We start from the raw sequence: 18,751 nt of genomic DNA, 5'->3' as shown, positions 1-18,751 counted from the left end.
TTGCATTCTGTCCAGAGGCCGGCTGCCTGCGTCAGCCCTGACCGGCGGCGGGCTGGGGATCGGGAATGCCGAACTCAGCCCGTTTGCGTTTGGACAATCCTGCAGTGACCATCTGGTAGGACAGGGTGATCTGTTCCTGCAGCTCAGCATCTGACAGGCCGGGGGCTTCAAAATGCTGCAACCACTTCATCCCGCGTGATGCCAAATAGGGTGCCGGACGGACGCCGGGACGTTCCTGCAGCACTTCAAAGGCAATTTCTCCTGCCTTGAATGTGAAGGCATCCTTGCCGCCGGCCCAGCCGCAGACCGCAAACAGCTTGCCGCCTGCTTTCCAGACGTCGGAGTTACCCCATTGGACCACATGTTCAGCGGCGGGGAAGGTGGCGCAGAATGTGTTGAATTCCTTGCGGTCCATCAGGTTTGCCCTCCTGAAATCTCGATGCACTGGCCATTGATGGATCCCGACCCCGGTCCGCACAACCAAAGCGCCGCGGCGGCGACTTCGCCGGGTTCGATCAGCCGCTTGTGGCGGTTGGCGTTGACCATCACGTCCAGCGCCTCCACCGCGCTCATCCCGGCGCGCTGGGCGATTGATGTGATGTTGCGCTCGACAATCGGCGTGTCCACGTATCCGGGGCATAGCGCGTTAAAGGTGAAGGGCGTGCCCAGATAATCCTCGCTCAGCGCGCGGGTGAGGCCGATCATCCCGTGTTTGCTGGCGGAATAGCAGGCGGCGCCTTTCAGCCCCCGCAGCCCGGCGATGGATGAAACGGTGATGACCCGGCCCCAATCGGTCTGCCGCATCGATTTGAAACATTCGCGGATGGTCAGAAAGGCCCCGTCCAGATTGGTCGCCATCATGTTGCGCCAGAACTCCATCGTTGTCTTGTGCAGCGCAGCGCCCTCGGCAACGCCGGCATTGGCCACGCAGATCTGAATGGGGCCGCGCGCCTCAACCGCGGCGGCAATCCTGGCCGCCACGTCCTCCTCGCTGCGTACATCCATGGCCAGGGGATGCAGGTTCTCCGTTGCGGCTTCTTCCAGAACCTCTTGCCGCCGTCCGGTGATGGTGACGTGTGCTCCCTCCGCTGCCAGCCCTTGGGCGATGGCCCGCCCGATCCCGGTGCCGCCGCCGGTCACCAGCGCGTGTTTGCCTGTCAATGTCATGAACGTCCGGCCTCCCTGTTTTGCGGCACAGCCTATCCGGGCAGAGCGCTCAGGCAAGCCCGCCGTGCCGTCACGCCGCATGGGTCTGGCGTTTACAGTTATATTCACATGTGTGAATGTTGCGGCAAACGTTCAGGGAGATACCAATGAAAGCTTTTGCCGCCGCTGCCTGCGCAGCCCTGCTGATGCCCATTGCCGCGCAGGCAAGCGAAGACATTGCCGACCAATACCCCCAGTCCGAACTCTACTCCAAACCGGTGGAGGTCATCCCGCATGTGTTCTCCGCCATCGGCGCCACGGCCCCGCCGACCTATGAGAATGCAGGCCACAACAACAACCTGTCCTTCATCGTGACCGGCGAAGGAGTGGTGGTGGTGAATGCCGGTGCCTCGGACGCGCTGGCCAAGGCGCTGCATCAGGAAATCAGGCAAGTGACCGATCAGCCCGTGGTGCTGGTGATCAATGAAAACGGCCAGGGCCATGCCATGCTGGGCAATGGCTATTGGCGCGACCAGGGCGTGGATGTACTGGCCCATGCCGAGGCAATTGCAGAAACGCAGGAAAACAGCGATATGATCCTGCAGCGCATGCGCGGCTACAACAAGGACCGGGCCGGCGATACGCGGGTGGAACATGCCAACCTGTCCTTTGACGACCGCTATGAGCTTAGCCTTGGGGAGGTGGAAATTCAGGTTCTGAACCTGGGCCCGGCGCATGATCCCGGCGACATCCAGGTCTGGATTCCCGCGTGGAACCTGATGATCGCCGGCGACATCGCCTTTCACGAACGGATGCTGCCGGTCTTTCCGCACACCTGCACCAAATGCTGGGTTGAGACCTGGCAGGACAAGCTGGAACCGCTCAACCCCGCCTATGTCATCCCGGGCCATGGCCACCCGACCAATTTGCCGCAGCTGCGCCGCTATACCTTTGACTATCTGGTGGACCTGCGGGCCAAGGTCGGCGCCCATATCGAGGACGGCGGAGACCTCGCCAGCGCCTACTATGTGGATCAGGAGCAATGGAAGGGGTTGGACACATTCGAGGAACTGGCTACCAAAAACGCAGGCCGGGTGTTCGAGGAAATGGAATGGGAATAAGCCCCTCCGCTTCAGTACACATAAATATACGTAGGCTTTCGGGCAAATCTATGCAGGATCATGCCGCAAGCCGGAACAGATTCGTCGTTTCTGCAGCATCGGGGGCAATTTGTCCTTTTCTGAAAGTCCCGCCCGAACAGGTCTGGACGAGCAAGCCGGATAAGGAAAGATTGCCCGAAATGCGTATGATTTCAGGACATATTCTGCAAAAGAGCAGGGCGTGATGCGGTGGCTGGATGTGCCGCCCGTCTGGCTGGCAGGCTTTGTTCTGACGGCCTGGCTGCAGTCGGTTCATGCCGCATTCGGGCTTTCTTTCGGGGGGGCATGGGCCGGGTTCCTGGGTGGTATTCTGCTGGGTGGCGGCCTCTTGCTGGCTTTGCTCGCCATAACCGAGATGCGGCGGCAAAAAACCACGGTCATTCCGCACCAGACACCCAGCCGGCTGGTGCAGTCAGGGATCTTCAGCCGCAGCCGCAACCCGATCTATTTGGGCGATGTTCTGATCCTCGCGGGCCTTGTGCTGTGGTTTGACGCAGTGCTGGCGCTGCCGTTGATCCCCATCTTCCTGTGGCTACTGGAAAGCCGGTTTGTCATTCCCGAAGAAGACAGGCTGCGGCGGACCTTCCGGGCGGACTGGGCCCGCTATGAGAAAAAGGTGCGCCGCTGGATCTGATCGGAACGCGGCATTGCAGCATGACTTTGCGGCAATGCAGCAAAATCCTTGCGCAACAATCTTGCGCATAGTAAAGAAAATCATTGTGATCCGTACCTAGGCATTGCTGGCACGGGCAAGACGAGGGGGACCCATAAGGTGAAAATAGGGACACCAAAAGAAACATTTGCGGGCGAGAACCGGGTCGGCATGACGCCGGACTCTGCCAAGCAGTTGCAGAAACTCGGCTATGATTGCGCGATCGAAGCCGGGGCCGGTGCGGCTGCAGGTTTTTCTGACGCAGTCTATGAAGCGGCGGGCGTCGAGATCATCAAGACACCGGCAGCGTTGTGGAAAGCATCCGATATCATCGCCAAGGTGCGCCAGCCGGATGCGACCGAGCTGAAACGGCTGACCAAGGGCAAGACGCTGATCTCCTTCTTCAACCCCGCCGGGAATGAAGAGGGCATGGAGCTGGCCAAATCCAAGGGCGCCAATGTGATCGCCATGGAAATGGTGCCGCGGATCAGCCGCGCGCAGAAGATGGATGCGCTCAGCTCAATGGCCAATATCGCGGGCTACCGCGCTGTGATTGAAGCGGGCAACAACTTCGGCCGCTTCTTCACCGGCCAGATCACCGCGGCGGGCAAAGTGCCCCCGGCCAAGGTTCTGGTGGTTGGCGCCGGTGTTGCCGGTCTGGCGGCCATCGGCACCTCAACCTCGCTTGGCGCGATCACCCTGGCGTTTGACGTGCGCCCGGAAGTGGCCGAGCAGGTCGAGAGCATGGGCGCCGAATTTGTCTATCTCGACTTTGAGGAAGCCCAGCAGGACGGTGCCGCCACCGGCGGTTATGCCTCGGTCTCCTCGCCGGAATTCCGCGAGGCGCAGCTGGCCAAATTCCGCGAGCTGGCGCCTGAGGTGGACATCGTCATCACCACCGCGCTGATCCCCAACCGCGAAGCACCTGAGCTGTGGACCGAGGATATGGTCGCGGCGATGAAGCCCGGCTCGGTCATTGTCGACCTTGCGGCGGAAAAGGGCGGCAACTGCAAGCTGACCGTGGCGGACGATAAGATCGTTACAGACAATGGCGTGACGATCATTGGCTATACCGACTTCCCCAGCCGGATGGCGGCGCAGGCCTCGACGCTATATGCCACCAACATCCGCCATATGATGACGGATCTGACACCGGAAAAAGACGGCCAGGTCAATCACGACATGGAGGACGACGTGATCCGCGGCGCCACCGTGGCCTTTGCGGGTGAGATCACCTTCCCGCCGCCGCCGCCCAAAGTGCAGGCAATTGCCGCCAAGCCCAAGGAAACCGTGCCGGAGCTGACACCGGAAGAAAAACGCGCCCAGGAGGTTGCGGCCTTCAAGGCGCAGACCAAAAGCCAGGTGATTTTGCTGGCAGGCGGCGGCGCGCTCTTGCTGCTGGTGGGGCTCTTTGCGCCGGTCAGCTTCATGCAGCATTTCATCGTCTTTGCGCTGGCCTGCTTTGTGGGCTTCCAGGTGATCTGGGGCGTGGCGCACAGCTTGCACACACCGCTGATGGCGGTGACCAACGCGATCTCCTCGATCATCATCCTCGGCGCCTTGATGCAGATCGGCTCAGGCAGCTGGCTGGTGATCCTCTTGGCGGCGCTTTCGGTCTTCATGGCCGGGATCAACATCTTCGGCGGCTTCCTCGTCACCCGGCGCATGCTTGCCATGTTCCAGAAATCTTAAAGCGAGGCAGGTACAATGGATTACGGTTTCACCACCGCCGCCTATGTTGTTGCGGCAGTTCTTTTCATCCTGTCCTTGGGCGGCCTGTCCAACCAGGAAAGCGCCAAACGCGCGGTCTGGTACGGCATTGCCGGCATGGGGCTGGCGGTTTTTGCCACGATTATCGGCCCCGGCTCGGGCCTGTGGCTGTTGTCGCTCTTGCTGATTGCCGGCGGCGGCCTCATCGGCACCTATGTCGCCAAGAAGGTCCAGATGACCGAGATGCCGCAGCTGGTGGCGGCGATGCATTCGCTGGTGGGCCTGGCCGCGGTGTTTGTGGGCTTCATCGCTCACATTGAGCTTGGCAATGTTGCTGCAATCTTTGCCGATGCTGGATTAAACTATCCTCAGGCGTCGCCGGATTGGAGTAAAACGGGGGGCGAAATTGCTGACCAAGTTGTCGCCAAGACGAATATAGTCAATGAACTTGGTGGGTTCGCTGGGCTTCTGGCAAAGAAAACTGGTGCCGAAATCGCCTTCCTGCGGGTTGAGCTGTTCCTGGGCATCTTCATCGGCGCGATCACCTTCACCGGCTCGGTTGTCGCCTTTGGCAAGCTGGCGGGCAAGCTCACCTCGGCGGCCACCAAACTGCCGGGCGGCCATATGCTGAACGCCGGTGCCGCGGGCCTCTCCTTCCTCAGCCTGATCTGGTACTTCAACACAGGCGGCTTCTTCCCGCTGTTCCTGATGACCCTGGCGGCGCTGTTCATCGGCTACCATCTGATCATGGGCATCGGCGGCGCCGACATGCCGGTGGTGGTGTCGATGCTGAACAGCTACTCGGGCTGGGCCGCGGCGGCGATCGGCTTCAGCCTCGGCAATGATCTCCTGATCGTGGTCGGCGCGCTGGTCGGCTCTTCGGGTGCGATCCTCTCCTACATCATGTGCAAGGCGATGAACCGGTCGTTTGTGTCGGTGATCCTGGGCGGCTTCGGCGGCACTGCGGGCCCGGCGATGGAAATCGACGGCGAGCAGATCGCCATCGATGCCGACGGTGTGGCGACGGCGCTGGACGAGGCCGACTCTGTGGTGATCATCCCCGGCTACGGCATGGCGGTGGCGCAGGCGCAGCAGAACGTGGCCGAACTGACCCGCCGCCTGCGCGCCAAAGGGAAGACCGTGCGCTTTGCCATCCACCCGGTGGCCGGCCGTCTGCCGGGGCACATGAACGTGCTGCTGGCGGAAGCGAAAGTTCCTTACGACATCGTGCTGGAAATGGACGAGATCAACGAGGACTTCCCGGAGACCGACGTGGCCATCGTGATCGGCTCCAACGACATCGTCAACCCGGCCGCCCAGGAGGACCCCAACTCGCCGATCGCCGGCATGCCGGTTCTGGAGTGCTGGAAAGCGAAACAGGTGTTTGTCTCCAAACGCGGCCAGGGCACCGGCTACTCCGGTATCGAGAACCCGCTGTTCTTCAAGGAAAACACCCGCATGTTCTACGGCGACGCAAAGGCAAGCCTCGATAATCTGCTGACCATGATCAGCTAAGAGAACAGATAACCTGTAAAAGGCGCTCCAACCGGGGCGCCTTTTTTCTGCGCTGCTTCTTTCTGGTCCAAAATACTCCGGGGGAAGCCGCAGGCTGGGGGCAGAGCCCCTTTGGATGGCCTCTGTATACCGTGGCATCCACATAACATATTGAAATACCAGTGTTCTTTACATGCATTTCCTCAGGCTTTATGGTCCGCGGCATTGCCCGGGAGACCCCAATGCGCCTGATCCAGGATCACCCTTTACGTTATCAGCTCACCAATGAGCTGCACGCGCGGCCCTTTCCCGCGATGTCCAGCCCCTGCACAGTGGTTTACCTGGCGGTAAAACAGCCGCAGGAAGCCGAACATCGCGACAGGCAACAGGATGTCCAGCATCTGACGGACCTTCTGGACCGCCATGGCGCAGCGCATCCGCAGCCGGGGGCAACGCATCACACGGCGCAAATCGGGCGGCACATGATCAAATGGGAGCAGCACACGGAATTCGTCAGCTACACGGTCTACCGGGACGGCGTCAGCACACGTGCCTTTGATCCGGCGGATTTCGATGTCTTCCCCGAGGACTGGCTGGCACAGGCGCCGAGGCAGCGGATCACCTCTGCGCTGATCCGGGTGGTGCCGCGCACGGCTCCGGCCAGGCTGAAGGCTACCCTGCACGACTGGTTTGTGCCGGAAAGCGTGGCGGTGTCGCCGGTACTGGATGACAGCGCCGTGGTCGCCGGGGACTTTCGCATTGACCCCGCCGGGCACATGCGGTTTGCCGTGCTGCCGGGTGCGGGGACCGGAAGCCAGCGCATCGGCCGGATAGTGCAGCGGCTGTGCGAGATCGAGACATACCGGGCTATGGCGATGCTGGGCTTTTCCCGCGCCCGCGGCCTGACACCAACCATCAGTGCGCTGGACACGCATCTCAGCGAGATGATGGTGGAGATGACCAGCGGCACCGTGCCTGCCGAACAAACGCTGTCGCAGCTGCTGACAGTATCGGCGGAGCTGGAGGCAATGGCAGCCCGCTCTGCCTTCCGCTTTGGCGCAACGGGTGCTTACGAGGCTTTGGTCAATCAGCGCGTCAGCCTGCTGCGCGAAGGCCGCCACGAAGGATTTCAGACGCTGGCGGAATTCATGCTGCGGCGGTTTGAGCCGGCCATGCGCACGGTGAAATCGGCGGAAAAACGGCTGGAGGCGCTGGCGGGCAGGGCGCGCCGGGCAGGCGAGCTGCTGCGGACCCGGGTGGATGTGGAACGGTCTGCGCAGAATCAGGCGCTGCTTGCCAGTATGGACCGCCGCGCCGATCTTGCGCTGCGTCTGCAGCACACGGTCGAGGGGCTGTCAGTGGTGGCAGTCAGCTATTACGCGGTCTCGTTGGTGTCCGACTTCTTCCTGCCGCTGGCCGAACGTTACGGGCTGAATAAAAAGCTGCTGATCACGGCGGTCACTCTGCCGGTTGTTGGTTTGGTGTGGCTGGGGATCCAGCGGATTCGGAAGAAGCTGCATTAAGCAGGGCATTCATGCCGATGCCGCCAAGTGCGATAAAGGCCAGCGCCAGCACTGCAGCGATGCTTAGCGTGGGGATGCCGGCCAGCCCCGCACCCACAGTGCAACCGCCTGCCAAAACGCCGCCGGTTCCCATCAGCACGGCGCCGGTCAGATAGCGGCCTGTTTGGCGCGGGCTTTCAAAGCTTTGCCATTGGAAGCTGCCGCTCAGCAGCGAAGCCGCCAGGGCGCCCAGCAGCACACCGCCGATCAGCCCCGGCCCAAAGCCTGCAGGAATGGAGCTGGAGGCGATCACAAAGAACAATGTGTCCGCAGCCGGAGAGGTGAACGACAGGCTCTCCATTGCGATCGGGTCGAATTCGTCAAACAGCACAAAGCCGGTGCCAACCCAGGCCAGGGGCACCAGCAAGCCGATCAAGGCGCCGCCGCCCAGTGTCAGCAAGCGGTTTCCCGAACGCAGCGCAACAGCCAGCGCGGCAGCGGCGATCAATGCGCTCCACAACAGCGCTCCACCGGGCAGGGCAGCCAGCGAAACCTGCTCCCCCAAGGGCAGCGTGACTGAACCAAGCGCGGTTCGAAGCGGCGCCAGTACGCCCTTGAGCGTGGCATGGGCCGTAACAGCGAAAACTGCGATCACCAGCAGTGCCCGCAGATTGCCGCTGCCTGCCAGAACCACCAGCCGCGACGCGCATCCGCGGGTCAGGATCATGCCGCCTCCGAACATCAGCCCGCCTGCGGCGATTGCCAGCAGCGGCAGATCTCCGGTTAGCAACCGGTGGTCCGCAAAACTGATCCAGCCCTGCGCCACAGCAGCTTGCGTGCCCAGGACCGCAACCGCCAAAGCCATCGCCCAGACACCAGCAGCCCGGCGCCGGTCGTCCCCTGCAAGCGCACGGCGGAAGCAGAAACGGGTCAACTGCGCCAGCGCGCCGAACAGCACGCCGATGGCCAACGCGAACAAGACGGAAACCTCCCGTGCTGTGGTGTCTTCAAAACCGAATGTTTCGAACATTGCGCTCTCCTGCTGCGGATTCGGAACGTTTTCCCGAAATGGCGGGTATTCACTGCATAGGCAAGCGGTGCCGGGCATGCTCGCGGTGTCAGGTCGGGACGCTTTTCCCAATTTATGCGGTTCGGGGGGAAATCGGATTTCAAGAAACCGCGGCCAGCAAAACAAACTGGCCGCTTTGGGGAAAGCGGCCAGAAGGTATGTTTTTATTTGAATGTATGCTTGTGTTGCGCCTCAGCGCCCGCGGATCCGCGGGTCCAGCGCATCGCGCAACCCGTCGCCGAGGTAGTTCACGCTTAGCACCGTCAAGGAGATCGCCATGCCGGGCCAGAACACCCGCTCGGGGTGTTGCTGCAGGTAATCTGTGGCATCAAACAGCAACCGCCCCCAGGTCGGGAAGTCCGGCGGGAAGCCGAGGCCGAGGAAGGAGAGCGACGATTCGGTGATGATCGCAGTGGCAATCCCCAGCGTGGCCGAGACCATGATGGGCGACAGCACGTTGGGCAGGATATGCCGGGTGATCAGCCCGCTGTTGGTGGTGCCGATGGATCGCGCCGCCATCACAAACTCGCGCTCCTTCAGGGCCAGCACATCGCCGCGCACGATCCGTGCGGTTGGCATCCAGCTGGTCACCCCGATGGAGACCACGATCAGGATGAAAATCCCCTGTTCCGGCCCAAAGGCCGCATTCAGCGGTTCGCGGAACAGCAGCATCATGACCAGCAGCAGCGGCAACAGCGGCAGCGCCAGGAACAGGTCGGTGAGGCGCATCAGCGGCCCATCCAGCTTTTTGAAAAAACCGGCCATAACCCCGATGAAGGATCCCAGGAACAGTGCCAGCAGCATCGCCGTCAGACCGACGGAAACCGAGGTGGCGCCACCCGCCATCATCCGGGCCAGCATGTCGCGGCCCAGCTGATCGGTGCCAAAGGGATGCGCCCAAGTGGGGCCCTGGTTACGGGCGCGGATGTCGATCTTGGTGGCCTCAAGGTCCCACAGGTAGGGGCCGAGATAGACCGCCAGGATGATAAACAGGAACAAGGCTCCGCCCATCAGCGCACCACGGTGGGATTTGAACTGGTCCCACACGTCCAGCCACTGGCTGCGCGGCGGTTTCGCAGGTTGCGGATTGCTCAACTCAGTCATAGCGGATCCTCGGGTCAAGAATGCCGTACAGCACGTCGGCTATCAGATTGAACAGCACGATCAGCACCGCAAAGATAAAGGTCAGCGTCTGCACCATCGGCAGGTCGTTGGCCTGAATGGCGCCGATCAGCAGCTGGCCGATGCCATTCACCTTGAACACCTGCTCGGTGATGATGGCGCCGCCAAAGATCGCCGGAATCCCCAGCGCAATCACGGTGACCACCGGGATCATCGAATTGCGCAGCACATGTACCATCACCACGACATATTCGCTGAGACCCTTGGCCCGCGCGGTACGCACATAATCCTGGTTCAGGTTGTCCAGCATCGAGGCGCGCATAAAGCGGCTGAGCTGTGCAGTGATCTGCAGCGCCAGCACCATCACCGGCATGATCATCTGCTTCAGCTGATAGACAAAGCTGTCCCAGCTGTCGACCACATGGGTGGTGTCATAGATCGACGGGAACCAGCCCAGCTGCACTGAAAAGATCACGATCACCAGCACACCTGAGAAGAACGGCGGCACCGAGAAGCCGACCATCGACACGAATGTGCCCAGCTGGTCGAACCAGCTGTATTGACGGTAGGCGGAATAGATGCCGATCGGCAGCGCGATCAGGATGGCGACCACATAGGCGGTGCCGACCACCCACAGGGTCTGCGGCATCCGCTGCACCACGATATCCATCACTGGCGAGCGGGTCTGCCAGGAAATCACCCTGAGCTTGCCGTCAGCCAGGCCGGTGCCGAATATGTTGTCGATCAGCACCTGCGGTTCGATCCAAAAGAACTGCACCAGCCATTTCCAAAACCGGATATGCATCGGCTCGCCCAGGCCCAGGGCCAGGCGCATCTTTTCTTTGACTTCAGCGGGGACGGTCAGGGGAACCTGCGCCATCGGATCGCCGGGGGCGAGCTCCAGCAGCAGGAAGATCACGAGGCTGATGAACAGCAGTGTCGGAACTGCCAGGATCAGCCGCCGGATTGTAAAGGTCAGCATCTGCTAAGCGCCTTTGCAACTTGTATTGAATTCGGAACATGCGGGGAGAGGCCCCGCGTCCAGGCCATGCGGGGGGCTGCGGCGCTGCCCTTCCGGATGGCAAGGGGCCCCGGCATGTGCCGGGGCCCCGGAAAAGCAAGCCGGGCTTACTTGATGCGGTACCAGTCAGCTGCGTTCCACAGCTCGCTGTCCCAGACGTTCAGGTTCACACCGCCCAGGGTATTGGAATGCGCCGACAAGCGGCCGCGGTGCACCAGCGGGATCATGCCGCCGTTTTCAACCATAATGTCGTTCAGGCGGCGGCCGATCTCGGCACGCGCTTCCAGACCGGCTGTCTTGCTCAGCTCGGCGTGCAGCTGGTCGAACTCCTCGTTGCAGAAGCGCGAGATGTTCTGGCCCTGCCACTGCGTGTCCGGACGCGGAGCCTGATCGCACAGGCCGTTGCCCAAGTAGGCCTGCGGATCGGTGCCGTCAAAGTTGTTGGCGTACATTTCGACGTCGGCATAGAACTTCTGGAAAGTGTCGGGCGAACCCGGGTCGCCGCCGAAGAACACCGAAGCGTTGATGTTGCGCAGCTCGGATTCGATGCCGATCTGGCTCCACCATTCCTTGATCAGCGCCTGGAAGTCCTGACGCACAGCGTTGGTTGAGGTCTGATACAGGATTTTCATCGGCTTGCCGTCAGGGGTTTCCCGCACGCCGTCGCCATTGGTGTCCTTGTAGCCGGCTTCCTCCAGCATCGCCTTGGCGCCTTCGATGTCCTGGGTGGAGCAGTCAAAGGTGTCGGAGGCAAAGGCCGCAGGTGCGGGCACCCAGTTGCAGCTGACTGCGCCTGCTTTGCCATAGCCGATTTCCACCAGCAGCGGACGGTCGATGGCCATCGACATCGCCTTATAGACAGCCGGGTCCTTCAGGAACGGATGCGGATGCTTGGCAGTCGCGCGCTCGCCCTCGGGCAGGCTTGATGACGGATCGGTCTGGTTCAGCATGATGCGTTCCACCAGCGAACCGAAGCCCGCAACCGGTGTGCCTTTACCGCCCGCTTCCATCTGGGCGATCACTTCCGGCGCCAGTTGCAGGTTCCAGGCATAGTCGAACTCGCCGGTTTCCATTACGGCACGCCCCGCAGCGGTTGCGTCACCGCCGCCTTTGAACAGAACCTTGGCAAAGGCCGGCTTGGCCGGGTCGCGGTAATTTTGGTTGGCCGACATGGTAATCACGTCGTTCGGCTTGAATTCATCGACCACAAACGGGCCGGTGCCGATCGGGCCAAAGTTGGCATCGGTGCATTCCGGCGCCCGGGCACCGGTGCAGTTTTCAAACTGCGCCTTTTGCAGGATCGGGCCTTCGCCGCCCACAAACGGGCCGTAGGGGAAGGGGGTCGGCTTGTCGAAGGTGACCTTGACGGTCAGATCATCCAGCGCTTCGACATTGGTGACACCTTCATATTTGGTCAGCTGGGCGCAGCCGCCCTCGGGATGCATGCAGTAGTCTGCGGTGAACTTGACGTCATGCGCAGTGACACCGCTGCCATCCGACCACTTCATGCCGGGCGCGATTTTCCAGGTTACAGAGGTCAGATCCTCGCTGACCCCGCCATTGTCCACAGTTGGAATTTCTGCGGCAAGATAGGGAACCATGTTGCCCTGCGGGTCGTAGCGCGCTAGCGGTTCAATCACCAGCGACGAGGACTGGATGTCCTTGGTGCCGCTTGACAGATACGGGTTCAGGATCGACGGCGCCTGCCAATAAATGATGTTGACCTGGCCGTCTGACCCGCGTTCGGCAAAGGCCGCCGGCGCGAGGGAGGCAGTGGCAACAGCCCCCATCAATAGGGATTTGAGTTTCATCACACTCTCCTTGTCGGACACGTTTCGTGTCTTTTTTGTTGGCCGGACTCTTTGGCCCGGACGATTGCCGCATCACTGCGGAAATGTAGCATTCGCGCCTGCAGGCAGCCAAAAAACGAAGAAACTAAGCAGTCTTAACATTTTGCCGGGCAGACCGGCGCAGGGCGCATTGCAGGCAGCCACTGGTGGTATCGAAGACCAGTTCACCGGAAATTGCAAATTCCAATTTCGATCACCCTATGCATTATTTGCATGAGCATTTTTGTGCAAAGTAGAGTTTACTCTGAAAGCTGAGGCCTCCGTTCCCGGCAGGCTTGGCAATAATAAGGCAGGGGAGCCGTCATGCTGGACAACACCATTGCGTCCATAAGAAATCTGCGGGTGGAGTTTCAGACCAAGGACGGCCCTGTCACCGGCGTTGAAGATGTCTCCTTTGATGTCAGCCCGGGCGAAACCGTTTGCATCGTGGGCGAATCCGGGTCGGGCAAATCGGTCTCTTCGCTGTCGCTGATGCGGCTGGTGGAGTTCGGCGGTGGAGAGATCGCGGGCGGCGAGCTGCTGTTCAACCGGCGTGAGGGCGGCGAGACCAATCTGGCCAGCACCGAACAGGAGATGATGAAGCAGATCCGAGGCAACGAGATCGGCATGATCTTCCAGGAGCCGATGACCGCGCTGAACCCAGTGTTCACGGTGGGCCGCCAGCTGACCGAGGGTCTGCGCATCCACAAGAACATGTCCAAGTCCCAGGCCGAAGAACGTGCGCTGGAACTGCTGAGCCAGGTCCGCATCCCCGAGCCGGAACGGCGCCTGAAACAATACCCGCATGAATTGTCCGGCGGCATGCGTCAGCGGGTGGTGATTGCCATGGCCATGGCCTGCGAGCCGCGGCTTTTGATCGCCGACGAACCCACAACCGCGCTGGATGTGACTATCCAGGCCGAGATCCTGGCGCTGATGGACCGCCTGAAACGCGAGACCGGCACCGCAGTGATGTTCATCACCCACGACATGGCGGTGGTCGCCCAGATGGCCGACCGCGTCGTTGTTATGTTCCGCGGCAACAAGGTTGAGGAAGGCTCCGTCGAGGAGATTTTTGAGAACCCCAAGCACGACTACACCAAGGCGCTGCTGGCCGCAGTTCCAAAACTCGGCGAGATGCGCGGCAAGAAATACCCCGAGCCGATGAAGCTGCTTGGGGTCGAAGGCCAGAAGATCGAACCGATCAAGGGCACGGAGGAGGTGCTGCTGGACGTGCAGAACCTGACAACCCGTTTCCCGGTCAAAGGCGGGCTGTTTCGCCGCACGATTTCTAATGTCCACGCAGTAGAAGATGTCTCTTTCAAGGTGTTCAAGGGCCAGACTCTGTCGCTGGTTGGCGAATCCGGCTGCGGCAAATCCTCGGCCGGCCGCTCGATCCTGCGGCTGGTGGAACCTGATTCAGGCAAAGTGGAGTTTGAGGGCCGCGATGTGCTGGGTTTCAACGCCTCCCAGATGCACAAGGCGCGCCAGGACATGCAGATGATCTTTCAGGATCCCTTTGCGTCCCTGAACCCGCAGATGCAGCTGGTGGATCAGGTGGCGGAACCCTTGCGCAACTATGGGCTGGCCTCTGGCTCGGAACTGCACGACCGGGTCGCTGGCCTGTTCGACCGGGTGCACTTGCCGCGCAGCTTCATGCGCCGTTACCCGCACGAGATGTCCGGCGGTCAGCGCCAGCGGATCGCCATCGCCCGCGCGCTGGCCCTGAACCCCAAGCTGATTGTCGCGGACGAGGCTGTCTCGGCGCTTGACGTGTCGGTGCAGGCGCAGGTGCTGAACCTGATGATGGAGCTGCAGGCGGAACTGGGCCTGTCGTTCCTGTTCATCAGCCACGACATGGCAGTGGTGGAGCGCGTCTCGCATCAGGTCGGGGTGATGTACCTGGGCCGCATCGTTGAGCTCGGTCCGCGCGAACGTGTGTTTGAAAACCCGCTGCACGCCTACACCCAGGCGCTGATGAAAGCGGTCCCGATCGCTGATCCGCGCCAGCGCAAGTCCGAGAAAGAGCTGAACTTCAAACCGATCCCCTCGCCGATCCACGAAGTGGGGTATGAGCCGGAACCGTCGGAGTACCTGGAGCTGGAACCCGGCCATTTCGTGCTGACCACAGACAGCGGCTACTGATCATGGCCGCCAGATTGACGCCTTTGGAGATCATGCAAGCGCTGGTCTCCTTCCCGACCGTGAGCCGGGACACCAACCTGCCGCTAGTGGATTGGGTGCAGGAATACCTGTCCTCGCACGGTATCGAAAGCCACCGTTGGGTGGATCCGCAGCAATCGCACAAGGCCGCCGTCTTTGCCCATGTTGGTCCTTGGGAGGAGGGTGCCTTGGTGCTCTCGGGCCACACCGATGTGGTGCCTGTGGACGGCCAGCCCTGGGACACCGATCCTTTCACCGTGGTCGAGAAAGACGGCAAGTACTTCGGCCGCGGCACCTGCGATATGAAGGGCTTTGATGCGCTGGCGATCTGGGCGCTGGTGGAGGCGCAGACCCAAGGCGTTAAGCGACCGCTGCAACTGGCACTGAGTTTCGACGAAGAGATCGGCTGCACCGGCGCTCCGCCTATGATCGCCGCGATGCAGCCTGTTCTGCCCAAGGGGGCGGCGGTGATTGTCGGCGAACCGTCGATGATGCAGGCCGTCACCGGCCACAAGGGCGGCACTGGTTATGACACTCATTTGGTCGGGTTCGAAGTGCATTCGTCGCTGATGCACACCGGTGTCAGCGCTATTATGCAGGGCGCCCGGCTGATCGACTGGGCCAACCTGAAGAACGCTGAGAATATGGCCAAGGAGCCGGGCGAGGTGCAGGCGATGTTCTCCCCGCCCTGGACCACCTGCCACGTCGGCATGATCGAAGGCGGCACCGCCCACAACATCACCGCCAAGGACTGCCGGTTCATGATGGATTTCCGGGTTGTGCCGGGGGAGAGCGCCAGTGATTGGGAAGCCGCCTATATTGCCAAAGTGCGCGAGATCGAAGCGGAGATGCAGATGATCCACCCGGAGGCCCGCATTGACGTGTCCAAGCATTTCGACGTGCCCGGACTGGTTCCGGAACAAAACGGCGAGGCAGAGGCGCTGGTGCGCCGGGTGACCGGCGACAACGGCTCCCATGTGGTCAGCTACGGCACCGAGGCGGGTCAGTTCCAGCAGGCGGGCTACTCTGCGGTGATCTGCGGCCCCGGCGATATCGCGCAGGCGCATCAGCCCAACGAATTTATCACAATCGCCCAATTTAACGCTGGTCACGACTTCATGCGCAAGCTGGTGGAGAAGCTGAGCGGGAACTTTCCGCTGCCTTGAAACCGGGCGTTTCATGCTCAGATTGGTGCTGAAGGTGTACAGATGCTGCACAGGGGGAGCACGGATGCCACCTCCGCCCTGGCGGGTTCCGCCGCGTCCCGGCGGGACCGGATACTTGCGAAGCTAAGTTTTTTCGCGGACAGTCTGCCGCAACGGAACCTGAAACAAAAAGGGGAGGGGAATATGCCGGCCAAGAACCGTTTTGCCGAGATGCACCAGGAGATCACCGCTTGGCGCCATCACCTGCACGAGAACCCCGAACTGATGTACGAGGTGCACGAGACTGCCGCCTTTGTGGTGGAGCGGCTTAAGGAGTTCGGCGTCACCGATATCACCACCGGCGTGGGTAAGACCGGGGTGGTGGCGGTGATCGAGGGCAGGACCAATACGTCGGGCCGCGCTATCGGCCTGCGCGCTGATATGGACGCGCTGCCAATCCCTGAAGCCTCGGGGGTGGACTATGCCTCCAAGACGCCCGGCGTGATGCACGCCTGCGGCCATGACGGCCACACATCGATCCTTCTGGGGGCGGCTAAGTACCTTTCTGAGACACGGAATTTTGACGGCAAGGCGGTGCTGATATTCCAGCCCGCAGAAGAAGGCGGCGCAGGCGGCAAGGCGATGTGCGACGACGGGCTGATGGACCGCTGGGGCATCCAGGAGGTCTATGGCCTGCACAATATGCCCGGCCTGCCAGTGGGTGAATTTGCCATCCGCCCCGGCCCGCTGATGGCGTCTTCGGATGAATTTGTCATCACCGTCACCGGCAAGGGCGGCCATGCCGCCGCCCCGCATGAGGCGATTGATACGACGCTTGTGGCCTCGCAGATCGTGGTCTCGCTGCATTCGATCGTCTCGCGCAACGTCGACCCGGTAAAGCGGGTGGTGCTGACCGTCGGCACGTTTGAGACCGACAGCACGGCTTCGAACGTGATTGCCCATACCGCCAAGCTGCAAGGCACCGTCCGAACCCTGGATCCGGAGTGCCGCACCCAGGCCGGGGATTGGGTGCGCCGGGTTGCCGAAAGCACGGCGGCGGCCTTTGGCGCCACAGCCGAGGTCGAGTGGGTTCCAGGCTACCCCGTTACAATCAATGATGAAAACGGCACCGTCCATGCGGTGGAGGCAGCGCAGGCGGTCTCTGCCAAGGTCGACACTGAGACCCCGCCGATTATGCCATCCGAGGATTTCTCTTACATGCTGGAGCAGCGCCCCGGTGCCTATATCTTCCTCGGCAACGGCGACACCCAGATGTGCCACCACCCGGCCTATGTCTTTGACGACGAGGCGATCCCGCTGGGATGCAGCTGGTTTGCCGAGCTGGTGGAACGAAGAATGCCTGCGGCCTGAGGCTGCGGGGAAAAGACAACCAAAGGAGCGAGAAATGCCGGTCAAGAACCGCTTTGCCGAACTGCAGGATGAAATCACCGCCTGGCGCCGTGACATCCACGAAAACCCGGAAATCCTGTTCGAAACCCACCGTACCAGCGCGCTGGTCGCGGAAAAACTGCAGGAATTCGGTTGCGACGAGGTGGTGACCGGCATCGGCCGCACCGGCGTGGTGGGCGTGATCAAGGGTAAGGCGGACACATCGGGCAAGGTCATCGGCTTGCGCGCCGATATGGACGCGCTGCCGATCCATGAGCAGACCGGGCTGGAGTATGCCTCCAAGACCCCCGGTGCGATGCATGCCTGCGGCCACGACGGCCACACCGCGATGCTGCTGGGCGCGGCTAAGTACCTTTCCGAGACACGGAATTTCGACGGCACCGTGGTGGTGATCTTCCAACCCGCCGAAGAAGGCGGCGGCGGTGCCAAGGTGATGTGCAATGACGGGCTGATGGACCGCTGGAACATCCAGGAAGTCTACGGCCTGCACAATTGGCCGGGCCAGCCGCTGGGCTCCTTCGCCATCCGCCCCGGTTCGTTCTTTGCCGCCACCGACCAGTTCGACATCACTTTCGAGGGCCGCGGCGGCCATGCTGCCAAGCCGCATGAAACCGTGGATACCACCGTTCTGGCAGCCCAGGCCGTGCTGGCGTTGCAGATCATTGCCTCGCGCAACGCCGACCCGGTGCATCAGATTGTGGTCTCGGTGACCTCGTTTGAGACGTCCTCGAAGGCGTTCAACGTGATCCCGCAGAAGGTGCAGATCAAGGGCACCGTGCGCACAATGTCGGGGGAGATGCGCGACCTGGCCGAGAAGCGGATCAACGAGGTCTGCAACGGTATCGCGGCGACCTTTGGCGGCACCGCAGATGTCACCTATCATCGCGGTTACCCGGTGATGGCGAACCACGGCGCGCAGACTGAGTTCGCCGCCAAGGTGGCCGCCAGTGTTTCCGGTTCCTGCGAAGACGCGCCGCTGGTGATGGGCGGCGAGGATTTCGCCTTCATGCTGGAAGAGCGCCCGGGCGCTTATATTCTGATGGGCAACGGCGATACTGCGATGGTGCATCATCCGGAGTATAACTTCAACGATGACGCGATCCCTGCAGGCTGCAGCTGGTGGGCGGAGATCGTCGAGCAGCGGATGCCGGCTGCTTAGCCTTATGCGGGGAGGGGGCTGTTTGCCCCCTCACGAGCCTGCGGTTCAATTCACTTGCCGAGGCAAGGGCCCAGCTCGCGGCTTATCTCCGCGGTCGAAGCTTGCGATCGCTGAATTGCCGCCCGGACCACATGCGTGGCCGTGGCAACAACCAAGAGCGGAAGCGTAA

The 18,751-nt window shown here is 61.6% G+C and carries 15 protein-coding genes; 9 read left to right on the top strand and 6 right to left on the bottom strand.

Annotation, left to right across the window (positions count from 1 at the left end; genetic code table 11):
• Positions 1-31: 31 nt before the first annotated feature.
• Together L1069_RS13885 and L1069_RS13880 are read right to left on the bottom strand one after the other, a co-directional pair.
• Complete coding sequence (locus L1069_RS13885) at positions 32-415, bottom strand: MmcQ/YjbR family DNA-binding protein (RefSeq protein ID WP_134829518.1); 384 nt, start codon at positions 413-415, stop codon at positions 32-34.
• A complete protein-coding gene (locus L1069_RS13880) occupies positions 415-1,167 on the bottom strand; it encodes an SDR family oxidoreductase (protein WP_237456053.1) in 753 nt (250 codons plus the stop codon). The genes L1069_RS13885 and L1069_RS13880 overlap by 1 nt, the downstream gene beginning before the upstream one ends.
• Positions 1,168-1,313: 146 nt before the next feature.
• Here L1069_RS13880 and L1069_RS13875 point away from each other — a divergent pair, with 146 nt between their 5' ends.
• From L1069_RS13875 to L1069_RS13855, 5 genes are all read left to right on the top strand, one after another.
• Positions 1,314-2,267, top strand: coding sequence for an MBL fold metallo-hydrolase (locus L1069_RS13875; protein WP_237456052.1), 954 nt, complete (start codon positions 1,314-1,316; stop codon positions 2,265-2,267).
• 223 nt (positions 2,268-2,490) lie between these two features.
• Positions 2,491-2,940 (top strand): isoprenylcysteine carboxylmethyltransferase family protein, encoded by a 450-nt coding sequence (locus L1069_RS13870; RefSeq protein WP_237456051.1) that lies wholly within the window; start codon positions 2,491-2,493, stop codon positions 2,938-2,940.
• Positions 2,941-3,078: 138 nt separating this feature from the next.
• Positions 3,079-4,650, top strand: a complete 1,572-nt coding sequence (locus tag L1069_RS13865; RefSeq protein ID WP_211038021.1) for a Re/Si-specific NAD(P)(+) transhydrogenase subunit alpha — start codon at positions 3,079-3,081, stop codon at positions 4,648-4,650.
• Between the two features lie 15 nt (positions 4,651-4,665).
• Positions 4,666-6,183: an NAD(P)(+) transhydrogenase (Re/Si-specific) subunit beta gene (locus L1069_RS13860; RefSeq protein WP_237456050.1), complete on the top strand. Its 1,518-nt coding sequence runs from the start codon at positions 4,666-4,668 to the stop codon at positions 6,181-6,183.
• A gap of 221 nt (positions 6,184-6,404) precedes the next feature.
• Positions 6,405-7,685 carry a DUF3422 domain-containing protein gene (locus L1069_RS13855; RefSeq protein ID WP_237456049.1) on the top strand — a complete coding sequence of 427 codons (1,281 nt, stop codon included), beginning with the start codon at positions 6,405-6,407 and terminating at the stop codon, positions 7,683-7,685.
• Here the strand turns inward: L1069_RS13855 and L1069_RS13850 are convergent.
• The 4 genes from L1069_RS13850 to L1069_RS13835 form a co-directional block, all read right to left on the bottom strand.
• Positions 7,621-8,694 (bottom strand): YeeE/YedE family protein, encoded by a 1,074-nt coding sequence (locus tag L1069_RS13850; protein ID WP_237456048.1) that lies wholly within the window; start codon positions 8,692-8,694, stop codon positions 7,621-7,623. The two genes, L1069_RS13855 and L1069_RS13850, sit on opposite strands and share 65 nt — an antisense overlap.
• A gap of 231 nt (positions 8,695-8,925) precedes the next feature.
• Positions 8,926-9,837 carry an ABC transporter permease gene (locus L1069_RS13845; protein WP_129371430.1) on the bottom strand — a complete coding sequence of 304 codons (912 nt, stop codon included), beginning with the start codon at positions 9,835-9,837 and terminating at the stop codon, positions 8,926-8,928.
• The gene (locus L1069_RS13840) at positions 9,830-10,837 is read right to left on the bottom strand and encodes an ABC transporter permease (protein WP_129371429.1); all 1,008 of its coding nucleotides are present in this window, start codon (positions 10,835-10,837) and stop codon (positions 9,830-9,832) included. Before L1069_RS13840 ends, L1069_RS13845 begins: the two co-directional genes overlap by 8 nt.
• A 146-nt stretch (positions 10,838-10,983) precedes the next feature.
• Positions 10,984-12,687, bottom strand: coding sequence for a peptide ABC transporter substrate-binding protein (locus L1069_RS13835; RefSeq protein WP_129371428.1), 1,704 nt, complete (start codon positions 12,685-12,687; stop codon positions 10,984-10,986).
• 342 nt (positions 12,688-13,029) lie between these two features.
• On the opposite strand from L1069_RS13835, the gene L1069_RS13830 reads away from it, so the two are divergent.
• The 4 genes from L1069_RS13830 to L1069_RS13815 all read left to right on the top strand — a co-directional run bounded on the left by L1069_RS13830 (position 13,030) and on the right by L1069_RS13815 (position 18,582).
• Positions 13,030-14,850 carry an ABC transporter ATP-binding protein gene (locus L1069_RS13830; protein ID WP_129371427.1) on the top strand — a complete coding sequence of 607 codons (1,821 nt, stop codon included), beginning with the start codon at positions 13,030-13,032 and terminating at the stop codon, positions 14,848-14,850.
• Positions 14,851-14,852: 2 nt separating this feature from the next.
• Positions 14,853-16,034 (top strand): acetylornithine deacetylase, encoded by a 1,182-nt coding sequence (argE, locus tag L1069_RS13825; protein WP_237456047.1) that lies wholly within the window; start codon positions 14,853-14,855, stop codon positions 16,032-16,034.
• 183 nt (positions 16,035-16,217) lie between these two features.
• A complete protein-coding gene (locus L1069_RS13820) occupies positions 16,218-17,384 on the top strand; it encodes a M20 aminoacylase family protein (protein WP_237456046.1) in 1,167 nt (388 codons plus the stop codon).
• A gap of 34 nt (positions 17,385-17,418) precedes the next feature.
• Entirely contained in the window at positions 17,419-18,582 is a 1,164-nt protein-coding gene (locus L1069_RS13815; RefSeq protein ID WP_237456045.1) for a M20 aminoacylase family protein, read from the top strand.
• The last annotated feature ends 169 nt before the right edge of the window (positions 18,583-18,751 follow it).

This window comes from Leisingera sp. MMG026, assembly GCF_021654205.1.
Classification (GTDB): Bacteria; Pseudomonadota; Alphaproteobacteria; order Rhodobacterales; family Rhodobacteraceae; genus Leisingera.
The sequence above is the reverse complement of the archived record's forward strand: the minus strand, read 5'-3'. Positions and strand labels throughout refer to the sequence as shown.

What these genes read in the sequence shown, in the direction of transcription:
- L1069_RS13885 (WP_134829518.1), bottom strand. Translation starts at nt 415, where the DNA reads ATGGACCGCAAGGAATTCAACACATTCTGCGCCACCTTCCCCGCCGCT.
- L1069_RS13880 (WP_237456053.1), bottom strand. Translation starts at nt 1,167, where the DNA reads ATGACATTGACAGGCAAACACGCGCTGGTGACCGGCGGCGGCACCGGG.
- L1069_RS13875 (WP_237456052.1), top strand. Translation starts at nt 1,314, where the DNA reads ATGAAAGCTTTTGCCGCCGCTGCCTGCGCAGCCCTGCTGATGCCCATT.
- L1069_RS13870 (WP_237456051.1), top strand. Translation starts at nt 2,491, where the DNA reads ATGCGGTGGCTGGATGTGCCGCCCGTCTGGCTGGCAGGCTTTGTTCTG.
- L1069_RS13860 (WP_237456050.1), top strand. Translation starts at nt 4,666, where the DNA reads ATGGATTACGGTTTCACCACCGCCGCCTATGTTGTTGCGGCAGTTCTT.
- L1069_RS13855 (WP_237456049.1), top strand. Translation starts at nt 6,405, where the DNA reads ATGCGCCTGATCCAGGATCACCCTTTACGTTATCAGCTCACCAATGAG.
- L1069_RS13850 (WP_237456048.1), bottom strand. Translation starts at nt 8,694, where the DNA reads ATGTTCGAAACATTCGGTTTTGAAGACACCACAGCACGGGAGGTTTCC.
- L1069_RS13845 (WP_129371430.1), bottom strand. Translation starts at nt 9,837, where the DNA reads ATGACTGAGTTGAGCAATCCGCAACCTGCGAAACCGCCGCGCAGCCAG.
- L1069_RS13840 (WP_129371429.1), bottom strand. Translation starts at nt 10,837, where the DNA reads ATGCTGACCTTTACAATCCGGCGGCTGATCCTGGCAGTTCCGACACTG.
- L1069_RS13835 (WP_129371428.1), bottom strand. Translation starts at nt 12,687, where the DNA reads ATGAAACTCAAATCCCTATTGATGGGGGCTGTTGCCACTGCCTCCCTC.
- L1069_RS13830 (WP_129371427.1), top strand. Translation starts at nt 13,030, where the DNA reads ATGCTGGACAACACCATTGCGTCCATAAGAAATCTGCGGGTGGAGTTT.
- argE (WP_237456047.1), top strand. Translation starts at nt 14,853, where the DNA reads ATGGCCGCCAGATTGACGCCTTTGGAGATCATGCAAGCGCTGGTCTCC.
- L1069_RS13820 (WP_237456046.1), top strand. Translation starts at nt 16,218, where the DNA reads ATGCCGGCCAAGAACCGTTTTGCCGAGATGCACCAGGAGATCACCGCT.
- L1069_RS13815 (WP_237456045.1), top strand. Translation starts at nt 17,419, where the DNA reads ATGCCGGTCAAGAACCGCTTTGCCGAACTGCAGGATGAAATCACCGCC.